We start from the raw sequence: 23,544 nt of genomic DNA, 5'->3' as shown, positions 1-23,544 counted from the left end.
TCGGTCGGTGGTGAAGGGGTTCAGGAATTGGCCTCGGCGGCCTGCTGCTCGGCGATGCGGCGCTTGGCGTCCGCCCAGGTGATCGGGAGCTCGCCGACGGGGACTTCCCAGAAGGTGAAGACGGACCGGCGCATGGTGGAGCGCAGGCCCTTCACGATCGTGTGGTGCGGCTCCGCCTTGGCGTAGGCGTAGAGCTGCTCCCGGCTCTCCCAGGCGGACAGGGTCCAGAAGGTGCGGCGCAGCGGGTCGGCGATCAGCGAGGCGCCGAGGGCGCCCTGCGCGCCGCGCACCTGCTTCCAGGCGGCCAGCGACTGGAGGAAGAAGCGCGGCACGTCCTTGAGGGAGCGCACCTCCAGGCGCGAGGCCATCACCAGGGCGGTGGTGACGCCGGGCTGCGGCTCGTTCGGGGTGGTCCAGGGGAGTGTGGGCATGACGGTGCTCTTCCTGAGAGGGGCCTACCTGCGGAAGCCGCCGACGGGCATAATGGATAGTGACCCTATGGATACTGTCGCTATCCACTATAGACAGTGGAGCTATCGAATGAACAGAAGGAGACAGGACCGATGCGAATCTCCGAACTCAGCCGGAAGAGTGGGGTGTCGGTGCCGACGATCAAGTACTACATCCGGGAGGAGCTGCTGCCCGCCGGCCGCCACACCTCGGCCACCCAGGCCGACTACGACGAGCAGCACCTGCGCCGGCTGCGGCTGATCCGGGCCCTGATCGGGGTACGCGGGCTGTCCGTGGAGGCCACCCGGCAGGTGCTGGGGGCCCTCTCCGAGGAGCAGTCCCACCCCCACCTGGTGCTCGGTCTGGCCCTCGGCGCGATCCGTCTCCCGGAGGAGCCCGCCGGGGAGTCCGAACACCCGGCCGCGGTGGACGCCCTCCTGAAGGAGCTGGGCTGGCAGGTGCACAGCGATGCCCCGGCCCGTGGCGTGCTGGCCGAGACGCTGGCCAGTCTCCAGCAGTTCGGGATGGCTCTGGACTGGCACGCCCTGCTGCCCTACGCCCGTCTCGCCGAGGAGACCGCGCGGCTCGACCTCGACCACCTGGAGGGGGTGACGGACCCGCTGGAGCTGGCCGAGCGCGCCGTCGTCCTCACCACCTTGCTGGAGCCCGCCCTGATGGCGCTGCGCAGGCTCGCCCAGGAGCACGAGTCCGCGCAGCGCCACAAGGAGTGAGGCTCAGGCGCCGGGGCCGTCGAGCTCCTCCAGCAGCCGGTGGGCCGCCTCGGCGCCGGAGGAGAAGCCGGCCTCGTGCGAGCCGATCTGGTCCCAGCCGAGTCTGCGCGAGTGGAAGTAGGAGCCGCAGAGCTTGACCCGGGTGCCCTCGTTGACGTCGTAGATGTCCTTCTGCAGCTCCCGGACCTGGTTGTCGATGATCGGGTGGGTGTAGGGGAAGCGGGCGATCACCGTCTCGGGACGGACCTCGCGCGGGTAGTCCAGGGTGACGAAGTAGTCCTGCTCGGCGGTGAAGCCGTGCAGCTTGTTCATGTAGTACGCGACGTAGGTGTGGGCCCGGCCGTCCACCGAGACCTTGCCGTAGTTCCACGCCTCCCAGCGCTCGCGGTCGGCGGGCATCACCGAGTCGTCGGTGTGCAGCACCACGTCGGAGGAGTTGTAGCGCACGGTGCCCAGGACGGTCCGCTGCCGCTCGGTGGGGTTGTCCAGCATGGCCAGCGCCTCGTCCGCGTGCGCGCCGATGACGGCGTAGTCGAAGCGCTCGCTGCCCGCGGCCGTGGTCACCACGACGCCGTCCGCTTCCTGGCGGACGCCGGTGACCGGCTCGCCGGTGCGGATCTCGGGGCCGATGGCGGCGATCGCCTTGCGGACGTAGGAGATGGACCCGCCGCCCACGGTGCGCCAGTCCACCCGGCGTCCGCCCAGGCCGCCCTCGTCGTGGCCCATGTAGAAGGCGATCACGGTGGAGGCGGGGATCTCCCAGATCAGCTCCGCGGGCACCGACCACACGGCGGAGCAGAGCAGGATGACGTAGGAGTGCCGGAACTCCTGGCTGTAGCCGCCGCGGTCCAGGTACTCGCCGAGCGGGATGTCGGTGCGGCGGCGCAGGAAGTCGCGGCGGCCCTCGGTGTGGAAGCGGCGGGCCTCACGCCAGATGGTGAGGAACTCCGGGGAGCCGGCGTAGCGGGCCCGCACCTCGTCCTCGCCGAGGTCGAGTTCCTCGGTGCCGTACTCGAGGCCGGAGTCCAGGTCGAAGAAGTTGAAGCCGCCGAGGTGTTCCACCGCGTCCACGCCCAGCTCGTCGAAGAAGCCGTAGAGGTTGGGGTAGGCGGGGCGGTTGAAGACGACGAAGGCGGTGTCGATCCCGAGGACGCGGCCGTTCTCCTCGACCTCGACGGTGTTCGCGTGCCCGCCGAGCCGGTCCTCCCGCTCGAAGAGGGTGATCCGGGCGCGGTCGCGCAGGTGGTAGGCGGCGGAGATGCCGGAGACGCCCGCGCCGATGACGGCGACGCGCGGGGTGTGGTCGGGTGCCATGGTGGTCCTCACTGTGAAACGGACGGGTGATCAGGCGGCGGGCAGATCGGCGAGGTCGGCCAGGTCGACGCGGTGCAGGTCACCCGGGCGGCCGTGCTCGGCGGCGACGGCGAGCACGTATCCGGGCGCGGGGCGGAGCAGGTCGAACGACCAGGTCTCCCCCGCCCCGAACGGCCGGCAGGGGTCGTGCACGGTGATCGGCCCGGCAGGCGGGGTGGTGAAGGTGAAGCCGGCCAGGTCCCGGGTGATCCCGGTACCGAGGGCCTTGAGGTACGCCTCCTTCAGCACCCACAGCTCGCTGAGCCGGTCGGCACGGGCCGCCGGCGGCAGGCTTGCCAGTTCGGCGCGTTCGGTGTCGGCCAGGTGCGGGACGAGGTGGGTGACCGCGTCCGGCGAGGCGGGGGCGCACTCGACGTCCACCCCGCAGTCGCGGCCACTGGTGACCACACAGGCGATCAGGCCCTCGGTGTGCGAGAGGTTGAACCGCAGCCCCTCGCAGGGGGGTTCGGGCTCGGGCCGGCCCCAGGGGCCGGCCCGGAAGCGCCAGGCGTGCACGGGCCGCCCGCTGCGCGCGCTGAGCGCGTAGCGGGCCAGCATCCGCGCGCCCAGGAAGCGGCGGCGCGCACCTTCGCCGCGCAGCCGGTGCAGGCGGGCGCGCTCCTCGTCGGTGAGCAGCCGCGGGCCGCCGAGCGCGCCGGCGAAGCCGTCCACCGCACGCTCGGGCAGCAGCCAGAGGACGGCCGGGTCGGAGCTCATCGCCGGCGCCGGCGATCGGACGATCGGCTCGGCGTTCACCGAGCCGTAGGAGGTCGAAACGAGCGCCCCGGGGACGTGGTGCGTGCTCACGCCGGTGTCCTCCTCGGGGTCAGTAGCGGACGGCGTCCGGGTCGACGGCGCGCGCGGCGAGCGGGAACTGCCAGTGCGAGAAGAGCCGCTCCTCGCGGTGGAAGTGCCGCAGCACCCGCATCACCTCGTCCACGACGCCCCGGTCGGTGACGGCCTCGTGGGGCCGCAGATGCCGGCGCAGCCGCTCCAGCTGGAGCAGCAGCACGGCGGCGTTGGGCAGCGGCTCGTCCAGGGCCTCGTGCGAGTGCACGAAGGTGAGCACGCACGCGGCGGCGGCGTGCACCACGCAGTACTCCTTGGCCAGGTCGAACAGTTCCGCCGACTGGCCGTAGGCGCGGCCCAGTTCGGTGCGCAGTCCCTCGCAGCGCCCGGCGAGAGAGGTGGTGTGGCCGAGCAGTTCCTCGGCGGTGCCGGCGGCCCGGACCAGCCAGTCACGCTGGTCGTCCTCCTTGGCCTCCCGGGCGAGGGCGCGCAGCCGGGCGACGGCGTCCGGCGCGGCCAGCACGGTGTCGTCCCGGCCACGGCTGAACAGCTCCTGCAGCCAGGGCCGGTAGGGCGGCATGGACCGGTCGATGCCGTACAGCACGGCGGCGTTGTCCACCGCCTCGGCACGCAGCTGTTCGTCGGCGTTCAGCGCGGTGGTGAGCAGGGGCTGCAGCTGGTGGCCGAGGTTGCGCAGGTTGACGACCGTGTTGCCGTCGGCGAAGTTGGCCACCAGCAGGTCGCGGAGCATCTTCTGGAAGACGCCGTAGTGCGGGTGGGCGCGCAGGAAGAAGCGGGCGCCGAGCACCACGGCGAGCTGGGACATCGTGCGCTCCAGCAGGGTCGGTACGAAGTACTTCGCCACCGAGGAGGAGACGCTGACCTGCTGCGGTGTCACCTGCAGCCCGCGCACCGCGCCCAGGCTGACGGCGTCGGCCACCAGCAGGTCGGCGAAGGCCTCGGTGAGCTGACGGCGGCTGTAGGGGATGTCGCTGACGGCCTGGCCGAGGATGACGCGGCCCTCGGTGAAGTCCAGGGTGAGCCGCAGGCCGGTGTCCACGGCGGAGAGCGCGATGCTGCTGATCTGGGCCCGGGCGGTCTGGGTGGCCTTCAGCGCGGTCTCCAGCCCCTGGCCCTCGGCGCCGAGCCGGGCCTCCTCCGGTACGAAGACGCCCTCCACCCGCAGACCGCTGATGTCCATGGCGCGCAGGCCGTGCAGCCGCTCGCCGGGCAGCTCCTGGACGCTGCCGACCGGAGCGGTGCGCTTGTCCAGCACGAAGACCGAGAAGCCGCCGGTGCCGCCGCGCTCACTGGTGCGGGCGAAGACCACCATGCCGTCCGACCAGGTGGCGTTGCCGATGAGCCACTTCTCGCCGGTGAGCAGGTATCCGCCGTCGACCTTGGTCGCGGTCATGGCGTTGGCCAGCAGGTCGCTGCCGTAGGCACGTTCGGACAGTCCCCAGGAGAGCCGGTGGCCGCACTTGACGGCCTCGACGATCCGGCGCTTCTGTTCGTCGGTGCCGGCGATCCACACCGGCATGAAGGCCAGGTTGGTGATGATGAGCGCGGTGGCGGTGGCCGGGTCGCGCCGGGCGATGAGCCGGACGAGGTTGAACTCGGCCTCCACGTCGCCCGCGCGGCCGCCCTGCTCGCCGGGCAGGGCGTATTCGGGCACACCCCAGCCGCGCAGCAACTGGACGAACTCGTACGGGTAGGACTCCCGCTCGTCCAGCTCCATGATCCTGGCGTACGGCATGCGGCCGGCCGGGTCGTGCGGGCAGCCGAGGAACTCCTCCAGCCGCGCGGCCAGTTCGGTCAGGTCGTGCTTGGGCATCAGCGGCCTCCTGGGGCGTCGCCGAGGCGGACGGAGAGGGCGGGCCGGTCGTCGGAGAGCCCGTAGTCCGGCAGACCCCAGCAGCGCAGCATCTGGACGGCCTTGTCCGGGAAGGGCACCCGCTCGTCCGACTGCGTGATCGGGGCGTACGGCGTGCGGTCGGCCGGGTCGTGCTTGTAGCCGAGGAACTCCTCCAGCCGGGCGGCCAGTGCGCTGAGGTCAGGCGTGGGCATCGGCGGCCTCCTGAGGTGTCGCCGCGAGGCGGACGGGGGTGGCGGTGAAGAGCTTGTCCTGCTCGCGCAGTGCGGCGAGGACGTCGAGCGCGGCCAGCAGGTGCGGGCCGTGCCGCCGGGGGTCGGTGCCGTCGGCGCGGGCCAGCAGGTAGGCGAGGGTGGCGCGCAGCCATCCGGTGGCGCCGGGCGCGCCGCCGTACAGCGGGCGTTCGCGGTTGGCCCACCACAGGTGGACGCAGGCGGCGGCACCGTGCAGCCAGGCGTAGCGCTCGGCGAGGTCGGCGAGGGCGTTGGGCTCCGCGCCGGGGCGCCGTGCGGCCTCGGCCTCGTACGACAGGCCGGCGACGGCCTCGGCGAGTCGGGCGACGAGGTCCGAGGTGTCCTCGTCCAGGGCCGCACGGACGGAGACGGCCACGGTGGGCAGCCCGCCGAGGACCGGGTCCACGCCGCGCGCGATGAGGTCGAGACGGCCGGGCTCGTAAGGTGGCAGCTCGGCGTCCAGGGCGAAGATGCGGCGCAGGGTCCCCGGTGTGGGTGTGTCGGTGGTGGCGAGCAGGGTGGGCAGTTGGCCGCTGTAGGAGCGCAGGTTGGCGTACGGGCTGGCGTCGATCACCCGGACGACGGCCGAGTCGCGCTGCAGCTTCTGGAACACCCCGTCGCCGGGGGCCTGCTCGCGCAGCACCGAGCGGGTGGCCAGCACGGTGCCGCAGTGGCGCAGCAGGTCCTCGGCGGCCTCGGCGACCAGGTGTTTGGCGGCCGGGCCCCAGACGCTGAACGCCTCCGGCACCACATGCACACCGCGGGCGGCACTCAGCGCCACCGCGTCCGCGGCCAGCAGCGCGGCGGAGGCGGTCGCCACCTCCCGTGCCGCGTAAGGCGTCGCGGACAGCGCCGTACGGCCGAAGCGGCGCTCGGCGGTGAAACCGAGGGTGAGCCGCAGCGCGGTGTCCGCGATGCCGAGCGAACCCGCCATGCTCATCAGCCGCACCGCCTGCTGCGCCCGGATGGCGACCTCCAGGCCCTCGCCCTCCTTGCCGACCTGCGCGTCCCACGGCACCGCAAGGGCGTCGAATCGCAGCGTGGCCAGGTCGATGCCGCGCATGCCGGTGATCGGCGGCGCCGGCAGCCGGGTCAGGTCGTCGTCGTCCAGGGATCCATCGGTCAGATCCAGCAGGAAGGAGGTGAAGGCACCCGGCCCGCGGGCGCCGGTGCGGGCGACGACGTAGACGGCCTGGGCCCGCAGTCCGTTGCCGACCAGCCACTTCTCGCCGTGCAGCAGTCCGTCGGCGTCCAGCCGCACCTGTCCGGCGAGCAGGTCGCTGCCGTGGTCGGCTTCGGTGAGCGCGAAGGCGACGGCGCCACCGTCCCGCAGGATGCGGGCCACCCGCTCCTGCTGCTGTGTGGTGCCGTGCAGTTGGAGGCAGGTGGCGGCGATGATGCTGAACATGGTGCCGGGCATGATCCTGACGTCCCGGCGGGCCGCCGCACGGACCAGGGTGAGGCTGCGGTCGAAGGACCGGAAGGCGCCGCCCCACTGTTCCGGCAGGTAGTTGAGGTGGAAACCGGTGTCGCGCAGCACCTCGTACAGCCGCTCGGGCGAGGCGTTCGCCTCGTCGTGGGCGACCGCGGCGGCGTATCCGAACGGGTTGGCCGGGTCGGCCGGGTCGCCGAGCAGCTCCTCCAGCGTCTCGGGGGTCAGGTCGCCGCTCATCGGGCACCTGCCGTGGGGGCGGCGCCGGTGGGGGTCTCCAGCGGGACGGGGCGGTAGTCGGCGGCGCCGGCCGGGATGTGCACGCCCGCCAGACGCAGCTGGGCCAGGCGGGTGTGGAAGGCGGCGCCGCGCATCAGGTGGTGTGCGACGTCCGCGACGCGGCGGTTGCTGGGGTTCTTCAGGTAGCTCCCGGTGGCCCAGTCGTTGAAGGAGCCCATGGCCGGTCCGCACCAGATCTGGTAGTCCTGCGCCCGGTCCTCCTGTCCGGTCACCGCCCAGCGCGAGGCCATGCCCAGGTACCAGCGGAAGACCAGGGCCATCCGGCGCTTGGGGCTGCCGGCGGCGCGGGTGAGCTGCTCGGGGTCGCGGCGCTCGAAGTAGCCGACGCAGTCCTGCCAGACGTCCTCCAGCGGGCGGCGGAAGATCTGCTGCTCCAGCCGGGCGCGCTCGGCCGGGGGCAGCGCCTCCAGGCCGTCGTGGGCCTGGTAGAGCTGGTAGAGGCGGCGGGCGCGCATCGGGAACAGGGTGCCCTTCTTGAGCACCTGGAGGTCGACGCCCATCTCGAACATGTCGGCGGCCGGGGCCATCTCGCAGTCCGCGATGCCGGCCTCGGCGAGCATCGCCTTGGCGGCCGGGGACGCCCCGGACTCCAGACAGGACTGGTTGACCGAGCCGGTGACGACGTAGGCCGCGCCCGTCGCGAAGGCCGCCGCGACCGCGACCGGGGTGCCGAGGCCGCCGGCCGCGCCGACCCGGATCGGCACCGGGTAGCGGTGCTCGCGCTGGACGTGGTCGCGCAGCCGCAGGATGGACGGCAGCAGCGCGGGCAGCGGACGGCGGTCGGTGTGGCCGCCCGAGTCGGCCTCGACCGTGATGTCGTCGGCCAGCGGGACGTGGTGGGCGAGGGACGCCTGTTCGGCGGTGATCAGTCCCTGCTCCAGCAGGGCGCTGACGGTGGCGGCGGGAGCGGGACGCATGAAGCGCTCGGCGGTCTCCGGGCGGGAGATCTTGGCGATCAGCCGGTTGCCCGCGACGATCCGCCCGCCCTCGTCCCGCCGCAGTCCGGCCAGGCGATAGCGCACCACGTGCGGGGTGAGGCCCATGTAGGCGGACGCCTCGACGCAGCGCACGCCGTGCCGCAGGAACAGCTCCACGGCCTCGCGTTCCAGGCGGTCCTCGCTGGGGCTGTGGATCAGGTTGACGGCGTACGGCAGGCCGGGGATCTCGGCGGCGAACCGCAGCAGCGCCTTCTCGATCGTCTCGGGCAGCAGCCCGGCCGCGCCGAAGGACGCCAGGAAGCCCTCCCGGGCCAGGGCGATCACCATGTCGGCGGAGGCGATGCCGCCCGCCATGGCCCCGGCCATGTAGGGCTGGCGCACGCCGTGGGCGGCGGTGAAGGCCGACGAGCCCAGCCGGTGCGGGGGCAGCGGGGCGGCGGCGGCCAGCAGGTGCGGGCCCTGGCCGGTGGGGGCGGCGGTGCCGCCGGAGACGGCGCCGGGCCCCTGCGGGGTGGCGACGATGAAGCAGGGGTTCTCGAGGTCGGCGAGGACCTGGTACACGCCGGCCGGGTCGGTGCTGGGAAAGCCGTCGCCGTACCAGCGCAACGGGGTCTGGGGGTGCGTGGTGGACATGGGAAGCGCAGCTCCTCGGCTGGTTCAGGCGTGGTCGGGGGCGGAGCGAACCTCGATGGCCGCGTCGGTGAGCTCGTAGATGCGCAGGCCCGGCTTCCACAGGTCGGCGTCGGCGATGAGCAGCAGCCGGTCCGCTTCCCGCCGCACCTCCTTGATGTGCACGTCGAAGCGGAGTTCGCCGTCGTTGCGCAGGATCTGGCCGCGGTACTTCCAGCTCATCTCCACACCGGTGGCCATGGCGAAGCGCGGGTTCTCGATGCCGTCGGCCAGCCCCTGTTCCAGCACGAACAGCCGCATGGCCTGGAGCACGGCCTCCACGCCGAGCGAGCCGGGCATCACCGGGTCGCGGTGGAAGTGGCAGTCGAAGTACCACTCGTCGGGCCGCACCTGGCGCTGGCCGTGCAGGTAGCCGGCACCGTGCCGGCCGCCTTCGGCGACCAGGTCGACATGGTCCACGAGGTGGAAGTGGCCGCCGGGCAGGTGCAGATGTCCGCCGGCAGGGTCGGTGAACGCCGGCGCGTCGGCGGGCAGTTCGATACGGCGCACCTGCTCGGTGCCGGGCTGGTGCTGTTCGATCCAGGGCGCGACGTAACTGCCGTTGTCCAGGCCGACCTGGTTGGCGAGCGCGGCCTCGCTGAAGTAGCCGAAGAGGGACTCGCCGGTGTAGAAGACCTCGCCGTCCGCGGACAGTTCGTAGGAGAAGTTCTGCAGTACGGCGCCGGAGACGGCGCTGGTCATCAGCAGCTTGGAGTGGTGGCGGATGGTCTTGCCGCGCAGGTCGACGTCCTTGACCAGGGTGGCCCGGCCGTCCAGGTTGCGGATGGCGTACTGCTGCTGCGGGTCCTTCAGGGTTGCGCCGAGGTAGTAGCCGAGGAAGATGGCCGCCTGCAGCGAGGTCTCCATGTACACGCAGTTGGGCATGTGCGGGTAGGAGTTGTGCCGGTAGTACCAGGCGTCCTCGGGCGAGTCGTACTCCGTGACCATCTCCGAACCGGGGCCCAGCTCACCTCGGGTGCCCTTGAGGGACATCACGCGGTCCACGAACTGGAAGTCGCCGTTGGGGATGTAGGGCGCGCGGCTGGTGCGGTAGATCTCGAACTCCGGGCCCATCGCCATGTCCAGCAGGCCCTTGGCGGCGTGTGCCAGGTGCAGCTCGTTGATCATCGCGGGCTCGCCGCTGCGGTTGCGGCGGCCGAGGAATGCGGGCACTCCCCCGGCCTCCGGGCGGTACGGCGTGCCGTCCTTCTCGCGCACCTGCAGGCCGAGGTTGCGCATCTTGATGACCGGTTTGTCGCCCAGGTAGACGAGGATGTCCGCCATCACGGTCGGCCGCGGCAGCAGCGTGATGTCCATGATCTCGACCTCGTAGCGGATCTCCGAGTGCTCCGGGGTGACCTGGCCGCGCACCTGGACGTCGATCCGCTCGTCGGTGACGGTCTGGAAGCGGGCGTCCGGCAGCGTGAGGTGCATGCCGAGGTAGAGCAGGTACGTCTGGAGCAGCTGCACCGCGCCCTCAGCGACCAGCGAGCCGGCCAGCACCGGGTCGTCGGGGAAGTGGCAGGTGAAGTACCAGGCGTCCGGCTGGAGGCGCTTGACGGCGGTGAGCTTGCCGAGGCCGCGCGGTCCGCCGAGGCGGTCCACGGTCACCTCGTCCACCATCCGCAGCATCGCGTCCGGCAGCCGCAGCGCCGGGTTGAGGCCCTCGTCCTGGGCGTGCTCGGGACCGAAGACGTCACCGGGCCTGCCCTGTGCGAGCAGCTCCAGGTCGGCTGTGGTGAGCAGCGTCTTGTCGGTGCGGGCGAGCGGCTTGAAGTAGCCCTGGGTCAAGGCGGCGCGTTCGGCGCGCTCGCGGTCGGTGATGACGACGCCGAGCGGGGTGGCCAGCTCCTCCTTGCTGAAGAACCCGGCGCAGGCGTCCCGCAGTTCGAGGATCAGCTCGCCGTCGGCGTAGCAGTTGTAGCTGAAGAAGAAGAGCGTCGTGTCGCCGTTGTGCACGAAGCGGTCGATGGAGATGTCGTAGCGCAGCGTCTGACCGGCGCGCGGCAGACCGCCGCGGAAGATCAGGGAGCTGTCCAGCAGGCGGTAGACCCGCTCGCCCTTGTTGCGGAAGTCGATGCCGAGATAGCTGACCAGCAGCAGGTCGCACTGGCCGGCCTCGACGGTCACGGCCGGCGGCGCGCCCCCGTCCACCAGGTACCAGGCGTCCTCGGGGATGTCGTACTCGGTGGTGATGGTGGCGGGTCCGAAACTGCCGGTCTTCGCGTCCAGCTTCGTCACCCGGGTGACGAAGTGGTACGGCGGTGCGGGCAGCCGCACACGCTTGGCGTAGCCGTCGATCGGCGCGAACTCCGGCCCGAACACCTTGGCCACGGAGCCGGTGGCGAACTCCAGCAGCGCGTCCTCGTCCCAGATCACGCCCTCCAGCGGGGCGCCGCCCCCGGACGCGGTGGGACCGGCCGGCGCGGCCGTGGCGGGCGATGCGGCGGCTTCGACAGGCTCCGCGGAGAGGGACGCGGCGGACGGGAGGGCCGGGGTGGGCTCGGGCGCGGGCACGGCCGGGGGCCGGGGTGCGCTCGCGCGGTGCAGGGGGGCGACCGGCGCCGGCGGGGTCTGCGCCGGCATCGGCGGGACCTGCGCCGGGGTCGGCTGGCCGGCGAGCAGCGACTCGGCGCGGTGGAGGGTGGCGTTCTGGAGGACGCGCTGGGTCTCCATCACCACCGAGTGGGTGGCGACCATCTGCTGGCGCAGCTCCCGCACCAGGTCCGCGGCGGACACGCCGGTGCCGCTCGGGTCCGCGGGCGCGGCGGGGCCGTACGGCGTGGCGGGCGGACCGGAGGGGACGGGGGCCGCGGTGGCGGCGTGCGGGTCGGAGAGGGCGGGGGCCGCGGTGGCGGGCTGCGCCGGGCTCGCCGGCGCCCACGGCAGGAAGGCGATCGGGTCGCCGTCGAAGACGATGGCCTCGGGGTCCGCGACAGTCGGGTCGGCGGGCATGAGATCGGATTCCTCCGGTGCGGTGGACGGGACGGGGGCGGAGGCAGGTCCTGCGGCGGAAACGACGGGGGGCACGGGGGGCGGCTCGGACGCGGCGACGGGCACGGGGGGCGGCTCGGACGCGGCGCCGGGCACGGGGGCCTGTTCGGACATGGCGGCGGGCACCGTCGAGGGCCTGGACGCGGCGGCGGGCACAGGGGCCGGCCCGGACGCGGCGGCGGGCACGGGTGTGGGCTGGGGCGCCGGAGGCGACCCGGCCACCGACGCGGTGACCGGCTGGGCCACCGGCCGACGGTCCGTCAGCAGGCCGACCTCCGGGGCGACTGCACGCACCTCATGGGCCACCCGCTCCGGTACCGGGTCGCCGCCGCCCACCCGGAACCGGGTGGTGCGCCGGGCCGGAACGGCCGCCGGGGCCTTGGTCTGCGCGCCGAGCAGCGCGGTGAGGTCCACCGGCAGACCGTGTCCGACCAGCCGGGCGACCAACTGGGCGATCGACTTGGTGGCCGGCACGCCACGCCGGTCCGCGCAGACCGCGACGTGCGGTTGCTCACCGAGGGTGTCGCGCACCCAGCGCGAACAGGTGGCGCCGGGGCCGACCTCGATGAAGTAGCGGTAGCCCCGGTCGTAGGCGGTGCGGATCAGGCGCGGGAAGTCGATGGTGGAGCGCAGGGTGTGCGCGATACGCCGGGCGATGCGCTCCCGGTCCAGGCCGGGCAGCTCCTGGTAGTCGTAGGCGGAGAACAGCTCCAGGCCCTGAAGGGAACCGGTCGGGTAGTCGTTCAGCCCGGCCAGGCCGTCGAGTTCGGCGTCGACCACCGGGCAGTGCATCACCACGCTGACCGGCGAGCGCGCCGCCGGGCAGCCCAGTTCCTCGATCAGCGCGCGGCACTGCGCGGGGTCGCCCGCGATCACCAGCTCGCCGGGGGTGTTGACGTGGGTGAGGAACACCCGGTCGTAGCGTGCGAGCGCGGTCTGCGCCGTGTCCGGATCGGTGAGCAGGACGTGCGAGGCCCACAGGTCCTTGGCGGGCGTCCCGGCCGGGATGTCCTGCCACAGTTCGCGCACGGTACGGCGGGCGCCGACCAGGCGGTCACGGAAGATCGGCGTGTTGCTGATCAGATCGTCCCGGCGGCCCTCGGCGGCCCAGCCGCCGGTGGCGAAGAGCATGCTGGACTCACCCAGGCTGTAGCCGAAGCCGCCGTGCGCGGTGACGCCCAGGACGTCTCGCACCAGGTGGGTGTAGAGGATGGCGAAGCTGGTGCCGGTGGCCAGCATGAACGGCACGTCCTCGCCCAGCGCGGACTCCAGCTCCATCAGCTCCCGCCGGCCCGGCGTCACCTGGGTGCGCGGGTAGAGCAGGGCGGAGCGCAGTTGCCGGGCGGGTTCCTCGGCCTGTGCCTCGAAGTGCTCGAGCAGGCCGGGGAAGGCGCGGAACAGGTCCTGGCCGAGACCCGGGTAGGAGTTGAACGCTCCGGGGTAGACCAGCGCGACCTTGCCCTCGGGGCCGATCGGGCGGGCGGTGAAGTAGGAGCCGGCCGGGGTGGCCCACTCGCCGCCGGCGGCGTGCGCGCCGGGAATGTCCCGGGCGGCGAGCTCCAGTTGGCGGTGCAGATCGTCCCGGTCGCGGCCGACGAGGACCACGCGCAGGGGCCCGCCGGGGAGTTCGCGGGCGGCGGCGCGGGCCAGCGCCATCGGGTCGGCTCCCTCGTCCAGCAGGCCGCGGTGCCGCTCGACGGAGGCCAGCAGGCCGTCCAGGCTCGCGGCGGAGAGCGCCAGCAGGACCGGTCCCTCGGCCCGCTGCCAGTCACCGTCCACCGCGCGCCCCCGGGTCCCGTCCGCGGAGAGCACCAGATGGGCGCAGCCGCCCTGCGAACCCACCATGCTGACGGCGGCGTACCGCCTTGTGCTGCGCGAGGCACGCAGCCAGGGCCGCGACCGCTCCGGCACGTACAGCGCGGAAGCGGCGAAGCCGGCGGCGTACTCGGGGGCCGGGCGCTGCCAGCCGGTGGTGCCCGGCAGGTAACCGCCGTGCAGGCAGAGCACGGTGCGGATCAGCCCGGCCATCCCGGAGGCGCAGCCGGCGTCGCCGAGCTGTGCCTTGACGCTGCCGAGGGCGACGACGCGCGTGGGGTCGACGGGGCCGGCCGAGGCCCGCTCCTCGTCGGATGTCGCGTCCGCCACAGGCGCGCGGTACACGCGTGCCAGGGCGGTCAGTTCGGCTTCGTCCTCGCCGGCGGTGCCCGCCGCGTGGGCCTCGACGTAGCCGACCTGCGCGGCGGGGATCCCGGCGGCCTCGAGGGCCGCCTGCGCGGTGGCGGCCAGCGTGTCGGCGTCCGCCTGCGGTACGGCGCCTTCGCGGGCCGGGGCCGTGCCGACGGCCAGGGCGTCCAGCCGGGCGTAGACGCGGCGGCCCTGCGCCTCGCCGCTGCGGGTGACGACGACCGCGCCGGCGCCCTCGCCGATCCGCACCCCGCGGGCGCCGTCGGCGAACGTGAGGCCCGCCTCGGAGACCGCGTCGGGGTGCAGCAGCAGGTGCTCGGCGGAGCCGGTGAGGTCGACCGCGCCGATCAGCACCGCCTCGATCCCCGGGTCGAGCAGCAGCAGCCGGGCGACCTCCAGGGCCTCCGCCGTCCCCGAACCCTCCGCCGAGACGGTGAAGGACGGGCCGGTGAGGTTCCACAGCGAGGAGATCCGGCTGGCCATCACGTTGCCGATGTAGCTGAGCACTTCATTGGCCACGATCGGCGGTACGACCGCGTCCCGGCCCACCGACGCGATCGCGGCGAGCTGCTCCTCGGTCAGCTCCACGCCCGCGGCGTCGAACTGCTCCCGCAGGAAGGTGCCCAGCGTGTACCGGGTGAGCCGGGCGTGGGTGTACGGTTCCAGCTCCATCGCCACCACCACCGCGATCCGCCGCGGCTCGGGCGCGCTCGCTCCCGGCGGTACGGCCCGGCTGTAGCCGGCGTCGCGCAGCGCCTCGTCGGCGACCTGGGTGGCCAGCGCGTGCTGCGGGTTGTAGGTGCGCAGGTCGGCGGGCGGGATCTTGTGGTCGACGGGGTCGACGTCCACTCCGTCGACGTAGGCGCCGTGCGGCACGGACTCCCCGGTCAGACCGGCCTGTTCGAGGGTTCCGCCGCCGGTCTGCTCCAGGCCGCGCCAGCGGCGCTCGGGCAGCGGCCCGAAGGCGTCCGTGCCCGCGTGGACGGCCCGTTCCAGGGCGTCCACGCCTTCGAGCGGGCCGAAGTGCGCACCCAGGCCGACGATGTCCAGGGCGGGCGGCTCGGCCGGGGCCTCCTCGACGGGTTCCCAGGTCTCCGCGGCCTCGGGCGCGGAGAGCACGACGTGCGCGTTGGTGCCTCCGAAGCCGAACGCGGAGACGGCCGCCCGTAGCGGACCCACCCCTTCGGGCCACGGCCGGCCCTCGCGGACCAGCACCTGCTCCCCCACCCGTCCGTCACTCGAGCGCACCGGCTGCTCGACGCCGATCGTGGGCGGGATGTGGCCCTCGTCCATGGCCAGGATGACCTTCAGCATGCTGCTCAGTCCGGCGACGGTGAGCAGGTGCCCGATGTTGCCCTTGACCGAGCCGATGAGCGGGACCTTGCCGTGGCGGCCGAAGAAGGCGGCCACGGACTCGGCCTCGGTGGCGTCCCCGAGGGGGGTGCCGGTGGCGTGGCACTCCAGGTAGTCGATGGCGGACGGGTCCACGCCGGCCTCGGCGTAGGCGAGTTCGTAGGAGGCGAGCTGGCCGCCGCCCTGCGGCACGAGCAGGTGGCGTCCGCTGCCGTCGTTGCTCAGGCCGATGCCGTCGATGACGGCGTGGATGCGGTCGCCGTCCCGCAGCGCGTCGGCGAGCCTCTTCACGGCGACCATCCCGGCGCCCTGACCGGTGAGGATGCCCTCGGAGCGGTCGTCGAAGGGCTGGCTGAAGCCGCTCTCGGGGTAGGCGTGCAGGTCGCTGAAGGAGAGGTGGATGAGGGTGGGGTCGGGGGCGCAGACGCCGCCGGCCAGCACCAGGTCCACCTGGCCGGTGGCGAGGTGGGCGCAGGCCAGCTTGAGCGCGTACAGCGCGGAGGAGCAGGCCGCGTCCAGGGCGTAGCGCGGGCCGCCGAGACCGAGCGCGGCGGCGGTGACGGCCGCCGGGGAGCCGCTGACCCGCAGGTGCTCACCGCGCAGCAGTGCGGTGTCGACCAGCGGGGCGCTTTCCGGGAGCCCGGCCAGCGCGGGCAGCCCGGCCCGGCGCAGCCCCTCCAGCACCGCTTCCCGGGCCAGGGGGACGCTGATCCGGGCCGAGGTCGGGGTGGGGAAGGAGTAGTTGCCGAGGATCAGCGCGGTGCGGGCGAGGGTCTCGGGCCGGGCGTCGTAGCCGCTGTCCCGCAGCGCCTCGCGCGCGGTGTGCATCGACCAGTGGAAGATCCGGTCGAGGTCGGTGAGCTGCTCGGGGTCGAGGCGGTAGCCGGTAGGGTCGAAAGCGAAGTCGGTGATGAAGCCGCCGCGGCGGCAGTAGATGCGGTGCTGCGGGTCGAGGTCGGCGTCCAGGGGCGTTGCGCCGAAGATCTCGTCACCGCCCTCCCGGCGGGCGTCCGCCCCGTTGCGCAGGTTCTGCCAGAACTCGGCGGGGGTGCGGGCGCCCGGGAAGAGACAGGACAGGCCGACGATGGCGTACTTGCTCATCAGAGCGAGGTCCCTCCGTAGGTCGGTCGGCCCGGCCGGCGGCGCGAAGGGCGCCGGCCGGGCCGACCGGTCAGGTCGTCAGTCGGATACGGACGGGCCGGTCAGCCGCTGACGAACTTGGCCGTGAGCTGCGGCGCCGAGATGACGGACACGTCGTGCAGGCGCATCAGCACCCGTCCGTCGGGGGCGCAGGCGGTGACGGAGAGCCGGGCTTCGGCGCCCGCGCCGGCGGTGCCGGGCTCCACCAGGACGAGGAAGGGCTCACCGTCGGGCAGCGCGTGGTGCAGCTCGGCGCGGCCGACGGCCAGCGGCAGCCCGGCGCTGTCCCGGAACAGCCGCACCCACACCAGGGCGGCCTGCAGCAGCAGGTCGGCGGTGCCGGGGGCGTAGCGGGCGCCGGCGAAGGCGCCGCCCTCGGTGCGGTGCTCGGCGAGCGCGCACTCCAGGACGAGCCGGGACTCGTCCTCGGCGAGCACCCGTCGGATGCCGCGCAGTGAGGGGCCGTGGAAGAGAGTGCCGTCGGTGTAGAGGCCGTCGGCGGCGCGGCCGCCGCCCAGCGCGGGCAGCCCGGTGACGGGGGCCTGTGCCGCGGCCGGCGCGGTGTCCAGCACGGCTGCGTAGTGCGGTCGCACCGCGCCGTCCTGGTTCACCGAGCGGATGGCCGCCTGTACGGTGCCGGGGGCCTCCGGCAGCGGGGTGATGACGAGGCGGCCGTTCTCCGGCTGGCCGCCGTCGAAGACGATGCCCTTCTGCACGGAGAACTCCCGCACCTGGCGGACCTCGCCGCCGGTGGCGCGCTCCACCGCGCCGATCGCCCAGCCGAGCGCCACGGCCGCCGGGAGCACCGGGGCCTCGCCGATCACGTGGTCGGCCACGAGCGGGTCCCGGTCCAGATCGGCGATCCGCCGCTCGACGGTGACGGTGGCGGCCGGTGCGGACGGGACACGCTCGGAGAGCGGGGTGGTCGGCCCGAGCACGGTCACCACGTCGTCGGCGCGTTCGGCGGCGAACTGGTCGGCGAACAGGGCGGCGCCGGTCTCCTGCGGGATGAGGGTGATGCCGCGCTCCCGGAAGACTGCCTTGATCTCCGGGGAGACCATGCCGCTGTCCCAGGCGCCCCAGTTGAGCGAGGTCACCCGGGCGGCGGGGTGCCGCTGCTTCCAGGAGGAGGCCCAGGCGTTCAGCGCCTCGTTGGCCATGGCGTAGTCGGACTGGCCGCGGTTGCCGAAGAAGCCGGCGACCGAGGAGAAGAGGACCACGTGTCGCAGCGTGTCCGCGTCCAGCGCGGCCGTCACGGCGCGCAGCCCCGCCAGCTTGGGGGCGAAGACCCGCTCGATCTCGGAGGCCTTCTTCTGCGCGATCAGCTGGTCGGCGAGGACCCCGGCGCCGTGCACGAGACCGGTGATCCGGCTGCGGTAGGGGGCGAGGGCGGCCGCCGTGGCCTCCGGGTCGGTGATGTCCACCGCGAGGTACTCGGCCTGGCTGCCCGCGGCGCGCAGCGCGTCCAGGGTCGCCCGGACCTCGCGGCCGCCGACGACGGCCCGGTAGGCCTGCTCGACCCGCTTCGGTGTGGGCTTCTCGCCCGCGGCCTTCAGGTCGGCGACCGCCGCGGCCTTGAGCGCGGCGGCCTCCTGCAGCCCGCGCGCCCACGCCGGCTCGTCCTCCAGCGGGGTCCGGCCCAGCAGCAGCAGGCCCGGCTGGTGACGTCGCGCCAGTTCCACCACGCAGGTGGCGGTGATGCCGCGCCCGCCGCCGGTGACGACCAGCAGGTCGTCGGAGCTCAGCGGCTGCGGCCGCGTGCCCGCCTGGTGCAGCGGCTGCTCACCGAGGGTGAGGGTGACGCGGCGGGTGCCGTCGTGGCCGACCTGGACCGGCTCGGTGGCCGCGTCGTGCGCCTCGCCGAGCACCAGCGCCGCGGCGGCGCCGGGGGCCAGGCCGGGGGCCAGGTCGACGGCCCGGCTGAAGACCTCGGGGGCTTCCACGGCCAGCGTCTTGGCCAGACCGGCGACGCCGCCGATCGGCGCCAGTCGCTCGTCGACGCCGCCGAGGCCGAAGGAGCCGTCCAGGCGGGTGACGCTGACGTAGGCGGCGCGGCCGAAGGCCGCGGCGGTGCTGAGCGGCTCCGTCAGGTGCTTGGCCACCAGCAGGGTGTGGGCCAGGCGCCGCACTCCCTCCGCCCAGTCCGCGGGGGCCTTGGTGCACAGGTCGAGCACCAGGCTGATCCGCTCCCCCAGCGCCTCCTCGATGCGCGAGGCGAGCTCGGTGACGCCCCAGCCGGTCAGCGCGTGATCCACCGTGTCGTCGATCCGCTGCGGTACGCCGGGCAGCCGCAGCACGTGCACCTTCCAGCCCTGCGCCTGGAGCCTGGCGGCGATCTCCGGCGCCAGGTCACCGCCGTCGTCCACGAGCAGAGCGCCCGAGGACGCGGGGTAGGCGTTGACCAGCTGGTCGGGAACCGGCAGCTCGGCCAGGGCGGCCTGGGCCCGGCCGATCCGCCCGCGCTCCGGGGCGGCTTCCGGCTCGGACGCCGGGGCCGACGGGACGAGGGACGGGCCGGCCTGCGCGGCGGGCGCGTCCTGCCCGGACATGAAGCTCACGATGTCCTGGAGGGTGCGCAGTTCGGCCAGCTGTTCCGGGCTCGCCGCGGCCACACCCGAGGCGAACCGCTCGTGCAGCACGCCCATGATCTCCACGCGCTTGATGGAATCGATGCCCAGATCGGCCTCGACATCCATCCCGAGCTCCAGCATCTCCGCCGGATAACCCGTCTTCTGCGCCACCACCTCCAGCAACGCCGACGTCACCGACGCCGCGTCAGGCCCGGCAGCAGGAGCCGGCGAGGCGGCAGCGACCGGGGCGGCGGCGGTGAGCGGCGTGGCGGCAGTGGGCGCGGCGGCGGCGCCCGCCATGAAGCTGACGATGTCCTGCAGCGTGCGCAACTCGCCCAACTGCTCCGGGCTCGCCGCCACACCCGAGGCGAACCGCTCGTGCAGCACACCCATGATCTCCACCCGCTTGATGGAATCGATGCCCAGATCGGCCTCGACATCCATCCCGAGCTCCAGCATCTCCGCCGGATAACCCGTCTTCTGCGCCACCACCTCCAGCAACGCCGACGTCACCGACGCCGCATCAGGCCCGGCAGCAGGAGCCAGCGAGGCGGCAGCGACGGGGGCGGCGGCGGTGAGCGGCGTGGCGGCAGTGGGCGCGGCGGCGGCGCCCGCCATGAAGCTGACGATGTCCTGCAGCGTGCGCAGTTCGGCCAGCTGCTCGGGGCTCGCCGCCACACCCGAGGCGAACCGCTCGTGCAGCACGCCCATGATCTCCACGCGCTTGATGGAATCGATGCCCAGATCGGCCTCGACATCCATCCCGAGCTCCAGCATCTCCGCCGGATAACCCGTCTTCTGCGCCACCACCTCCAACAACGCCGACGTCACCGACGCCGCATCAGGCCCGGCGGGAGCAGCCGGAGCCACAGGGGCAGGCGCTGCGGCAGGAGCGGGTGCCGCGACCACAACCGGAGCGGGCGCCGGGGCCGGGGCGGGGGCCGCAGCCGGAGCGGGGGCCGGGGCCGGGAGCGCCGCCACGGCGGGTGCGGCGGGGACGGCCAGCGGCTGCGGCGCCGGGGCCGGGACGGCGGCCGGGGCGGGCGCGGCGTATGCCTGCGGCGCGGGGGCGGGGGCCGTGGTGGGCGCCGAGGCGGCGCCGATCTCCAAGCCGGCCAGTTCGCGCAGGATCTCGTTGGCCCGCAGATGGGTGCGGCCGATGGCCAGGCTGTGCTCCTTGACGGTGGTGACACCGGAGAGCACCTGGTTCAGCAGGCCCTGGTCGTAGGCGCGCTCCAGCAGTCCGGCGAGGCGCTGGGCGCTGTCCAGTTGCCCGTTGAGGTACTCGTCGTGCAGCGCCAGGTGGTCGGCGACCACGTCGGCCAGGCGATCCTTGTCCACGGGTGCTGTCTCCTGGGCGGTGAGGGAGGGGGCGGATGCCGGGGCCGGCGCGGGTGCGGCCGGCGACGGCGCGAGAGCCACGGCGGTCGCGCGCTCGGCGGGAGCGGCGGCCGGCTGGTACCCGGCACCCGGCTGCGGCAACGACGGCTGCGCGGCGACCGGCTGCGGGACCGGCGGCTGCGCGGCGACCGGCCGGGGCTGGGGCACGGCGACGGCAGACGGCGCGGGCACGGGGGCGGGTGCGGGAACGGGCGCGGACGGCACAGGTGCGGACAGCGCCGGCGCCGCGGTCGGCAGCGCGACGCGGTAGCCCGTCTCGATCGCCGAGCGGTAGGCGGCCTTGCGTTCCGGCGACACGTAGTTGATGCCGTTGAGCATGATGGACATGCCCTTCACCGGCTCCTGTTCCACCGGTGCGGCCACGTACCGGTCCGCGGTCCGCAACGGCAGCCCCAGTACGGCGAGTTGGGCCACGGCCTGCTTCAGCGCGAGGTCGGCGTCCTTGCCGGGGCCGGCGTCCACGGCCAGCGCGGTGTGCGGGCGTTCGCCGAGGATGCGGCGCACCAGCTGGGTGAGCACGCTCTTCGGCCCGAACTCGACGAAGGTGCGGAACCCGGCCGCGTACATCTCCTCGACACGGGCGGCGAAGTCCACCGGGTGGATGAGCTGCTCGGCCAGGATGTGGCGGTTGGCGGCCACGTCCGCGCCGTAGGAAGCCCCTCGGGTGTTGGCGTAGACCGGGCCGCGCGGCTCGGCCACCTGTGCGGCCTCGACGTGCGCGCGGAACGCCTCCACCGCGTGGCCGACGTAAGGGGTGTGGAAGGCCGCGGAGACCGGCAGCCGGGACGCCTTGATCCCGGCCTCGCCCGCGGCGGCCACCAGCTGCGACACGGCCTCGGTGGCGCCGCCCACCACGATCTGGTCCGGCGCGTTGCGGTTGCACACGTGCAGCCCCGGGATGCCGGTCAGCAACTCCGTCACGCGCTCCTCGGGGGCACTGACGGCGGCCATCGCACCGGCGTCGAAACCGGACTCGGCGGGCGGCGCCATCGCGGCGCCCCGGGCCCGGGCGAGGGCGAAGTACGTGTCGTCGTCCAGTGCCCCGGCCGCCCACAACGCGGTCAGCTCGCCGAAGCTGTGCCCGAGGTAGCCCTCGGGCGCGAAGCCCAGTTCGCCCAGGTAGCGGAACTGACCGGCGGCGAGGGCGCCGATGGCGGGCTGGGCGTACTCGGTGGCGCGCAGCGCGTTCTCCTGCGCCGTGCGCGTGGCCTCGTCGAACGCGGGCGGCGGGAAGGCGATGCGGGAGAGCGGTTCGGCGCCCTGGAAGTGCCGGTTGGCGCGGTCGAAGGCGGCGCGCAACGGCGGCAGCGCCAGCACGGCGGTCATGCCCGGGGCGACGTACTGGCTGCCCTGCCCGGCGAAGAGCGCGCCCACCTTGCCGCGCTCCCCGGCCTCGGCGGCACGGCGGCGGAAGAAGATGCCCTTGGGGTGCGACCAGGAGTCGGCGTCCGGGCGGGCCCGCAGCTCGCGCAGCGCCAGCTCGCGCAGTGCCGCCGCGTCCTCGGCGCCGCGGGCGGCGAAGGCGACACGGGCGTGGCTGTCGGGGACGGGACCGGCCTGCACGGGCGCGTCCTCGGCGAGCGCGGCGGTGAGCGCCGCGGTGTCGGCGGCGTGCCACAGGTGCACCTGGGCGACCGGGAACATCACCTGGAGGTCCTCGCCCTCGCCGTGCTCCTCGAGCACCAGGTGGAAGTTGGTGCCGCCGAAGCCGAAGGAGGAGACGGCGGCCCGGCGCCGCGGCCGCCGCGGGTCGCGGATCCAGGGGCGCAGAGCGGTGTTGACGTAGAACGGCCCGTTCGCGAAGTCGACGGCCGAGTTGGGCTGGTCGACGTTGATGGTGGGCGGCAGCACCTTGTGGTGCAGGGCGAGCGACAGCTTGATCATGCCGGCCGCGCCGGCCGCCGCCTTGGTGTGCCCGATCTGCGACTTGACGCTGCCCACGGCCGCGTACTGCCGCTCCGGCGTGGCCGCGGAGACGACGGCGGCGAGCGAGCTGAGTTCGGTGGCGTCGCCGACGGCGGTGCCGGTGCCGTGCGCCTCGAAGAGCTCGACGCTGGCCGGGGAGCAGTCCGCGTCGTGGTAGGCCCGTTCCAGGGCGAGGACCTGGCCCTCCTTGCGCGGGGCGTAGATGGACTTGAAGCGGCCGTCGCTGGCGGCGCCGATGCCGCGCAGCACGGCGTACACACGGTTGCCGTCCCGCTCGGCGTCACTGAGCCGGCGCAGCGCCAGCATGCCGATGCCCTCGCCGATGAGCGTGCCGTCGGCGTCCTGGTCGAAGGGCCGGATGCGGCCGGACTTGGACAGCGCGGGGGTCTTGCTGAAGCAGAGGTACATGAAGATGGTGTTCTCGGCGTCGCAGCCGCCCACCAGCATGGTGTCCGCGCGGCGCTCCAGCAGTTCGCTGACGGCCGCCTTGACGGCACCCAGCGAGCTGGCGCAGGCGGCGTCGACGGTCATGTTGATGCCGCCGAGGTCGAGCCGGTTGGCGATCCGCCCGGCGACCACGTTGCCGAGCATGCCGGGGAAGGAGTTCTCCTCCCAGGGGGCGTAGGCGAGGCGGAACTTGGCGGCGATCTCCTCCGCGTCCTTGTCGCTCAGGCCGCAGCTGCGGACGACCTCCTTCAGGACGGGGGTCTGCAGGCGGGCGGTGAGCGGCTGGGTGAGCTGGTTGGCGCCGGTGATGCCGAGTACGACGCCGGTGCGGGAGGCGTCGTACCAGGACTGGTCGGCCCCGGCGTCCTTGAGCAGGTCGCGGGCGACCACCAGGCTGAGCAGCTGGAGGACGTCGGTGACCTCCAGGGTGTTCGGCGGCAGGCCGAACTCCAGCGGGTTGAAGGGCGTGTCCGGGATGAAACCGCCGCGCTTGGCGTAGGTCTTGTCCGGCACCGCGGGATCGGGGTCGTAGAACTCGTCGACGTCCCAGTGGGTGGCGGGCACGTCTTCGATGCAGTCGGCCGCCGCGGCGACGTTGGCCCAGAACTCCCTCAGGTCGCGGGATTTGGGGTAGAGGGCGGACAGGCCGACGATCGCGATCGGGTCGCGGGCGAGCCGGCGGTCGAGGTCGGAATCCTGCGAAACGTTCACAGCGAGGCTCTCTCGAGGGTCGGGGCAGGGCGGCATGGCCCGGCCTCGTG

At 73.7% G+C, this 23,544-nt stretch carries 10 protein-coding genes; 1 reads left to right on the top strand and 9 read right to left on the bottom strand.

What is annotated here, in order from left to right; all coding sequences use genetic code 11:
• Nucleotides 1-20 precede the first annotated feature (20 nt).
• A complete protein-coding gene (locus tag ACZ67Q_RS34185; protein ID WP_471190136.1) occupies nt 21-431 on the bottom strand; it encodes a DUF3291 domain-containing protein in 411 nt (136 codons plus the stop codon).
• Nucleotides 432-563: 132 nt separating this feature from the next.
• On the opposite strand from ACZ67Q_RS34185, the gene ACZ67Q_RS34180 reads away from it, so the two are divergent.
• Nucleotides 564-1,181: a MerR family transcriptional regulator gene (locus tag ACZ67Q_RS34180; RefSeq protein ID WP_471190134.1), complete on the top strand. Its 618-nt coding sequence runs from the start codon at nt 564-566 to the stop codon at nt 1,179-1,181.
• 3 nt (nt 1,182-1,184) lie between these two features.
• On the opposite strand, the gene ACZ67Q_RS34175 is transcribed toward ACZ67Q_RS34180, so the two are convergent.
• The 8 genes from ACZ67Q_RS34175 to ACZ67Q_RS34140 all read right to left on the bottom strand — a co-directional run bounded on the left by ACZ67Q_RS34175 (nt 1,185) and on the right by ACZ67Q_RS34140 (nt 23,494).
• Nucleotides 1,185-2,495 carry an NAD(P)/FAD-dependent oxidoreductase gene (locus ACZ67Q_RS34175; RefSeq protein WP_471190132.1) on the bottom strand — a complete coding sequence of 437 codons (1,311 nt, stop codon included), beginning with the start codon at nt 2,493-2,495 and terminating at the stop codon, nt 1,185-1,187.
• Between the two features lie 30 nt (nt 2,496-2,525).
• A complete protein-coding gene (locus ACZ67Q_RS34170; protein ID WP_471190130.1) occupies nt 2,526-3,341 on the bottom strand; it encodes a 4'-phosphopantetheinyl transferase family protein in 816 nt (271 codons plus the stop codon).
• A 19-nt stretch (nt 3,342-3,360) separates the two neighbouring features.
• Nucleotides 3,361-5,157 (bottom strand): acyl-CoA dehydrogenase family protein, encoded by a 1,797-nt coding sequence (locus ACZ67Q_RS34165; protein ID WP_471190128.1) that lies wholly within the window; start codon nt 5,155-5,157, stop codon nt 3,361-3,363.
• On the bottom strand, nt 5,157-5,390 hold the full coding sequence (locus ACZ67Q_RS34160; protein ID WP_471190126.1) for a hypothetical protein: 234 nt from the start codon (nt 5,388-5,390) through the stop codon (nt 5,157-5,159). Before ACZ67Q_RS34160 ends, ACZ67Q_RS34165 begins: the two co-directional genes overlap by 1 nt.
• Nucleotides 5,377-7,101, bottom strand: a complete 1,725-nt coding sequence (locus ACZ67Q_RS34155) for an acyl-CoA dehydrogenase family protein (protein WP_471190124.1) — start codon at nt 7,099-7,101, stop codon at nt 5,377-5,379. Before ACZ67Q_RS34155 ends, ACZ67Q_RS34160 begins: the two co-directional genes overlap by 14 nt.
• A complete protein-coding gene (locus ACZ67Q_RS34150) occupies nt 7,098-8,732 on the bottom strand; it encodes a PfaD family polyunsaturated fatty acid/polyketide biosynthesis protein (protein WP_471190122.1) in 1,635 nt (544 codons plus the stop codon). The genes ACZ67Q_RS34155 and ACZ67Q_RS34150 overlap by 4 nt, the downstream gene beginning before the upstream one ends.
• 24 nt (nt 8,733-8,756) lie before the next feature.
• Nucleotides 8,757-16,400, bottom strand: a complete 7,644-nt coding sequence (locus ACZ67Q_RS34145) for a beta-ketoacyl synthase N-terminal-like domain-containing protein (protein ID WP_471190120.1) — start codon at nt 16,398-16,400, stop codon at nt 8,757-8,759.
• Between the two features lie 101 nt (nt 16,401-16,501).
• Entirely contained in the window at nt 16,502-23,494 is a 6,993-nt protein-coding gene (locus ACZ67Q_RS34140) for an SDR family NAD(P)-dependent oxidoreductase (protein ID WP_471190118.1), read from the bottom strand.
• Between the last annotated feature and the right edge of the window lie 50 nt (nt 23,495-23,544).

This window comes from Streptomyces sp. NPDC036813 (assembly GCF_055609245.1).
The sequence above is the reverse complement of the archived record's forward strand: the minus strand, read 5'-3'. Positions and strand labels throughout refer to the sequence as shown.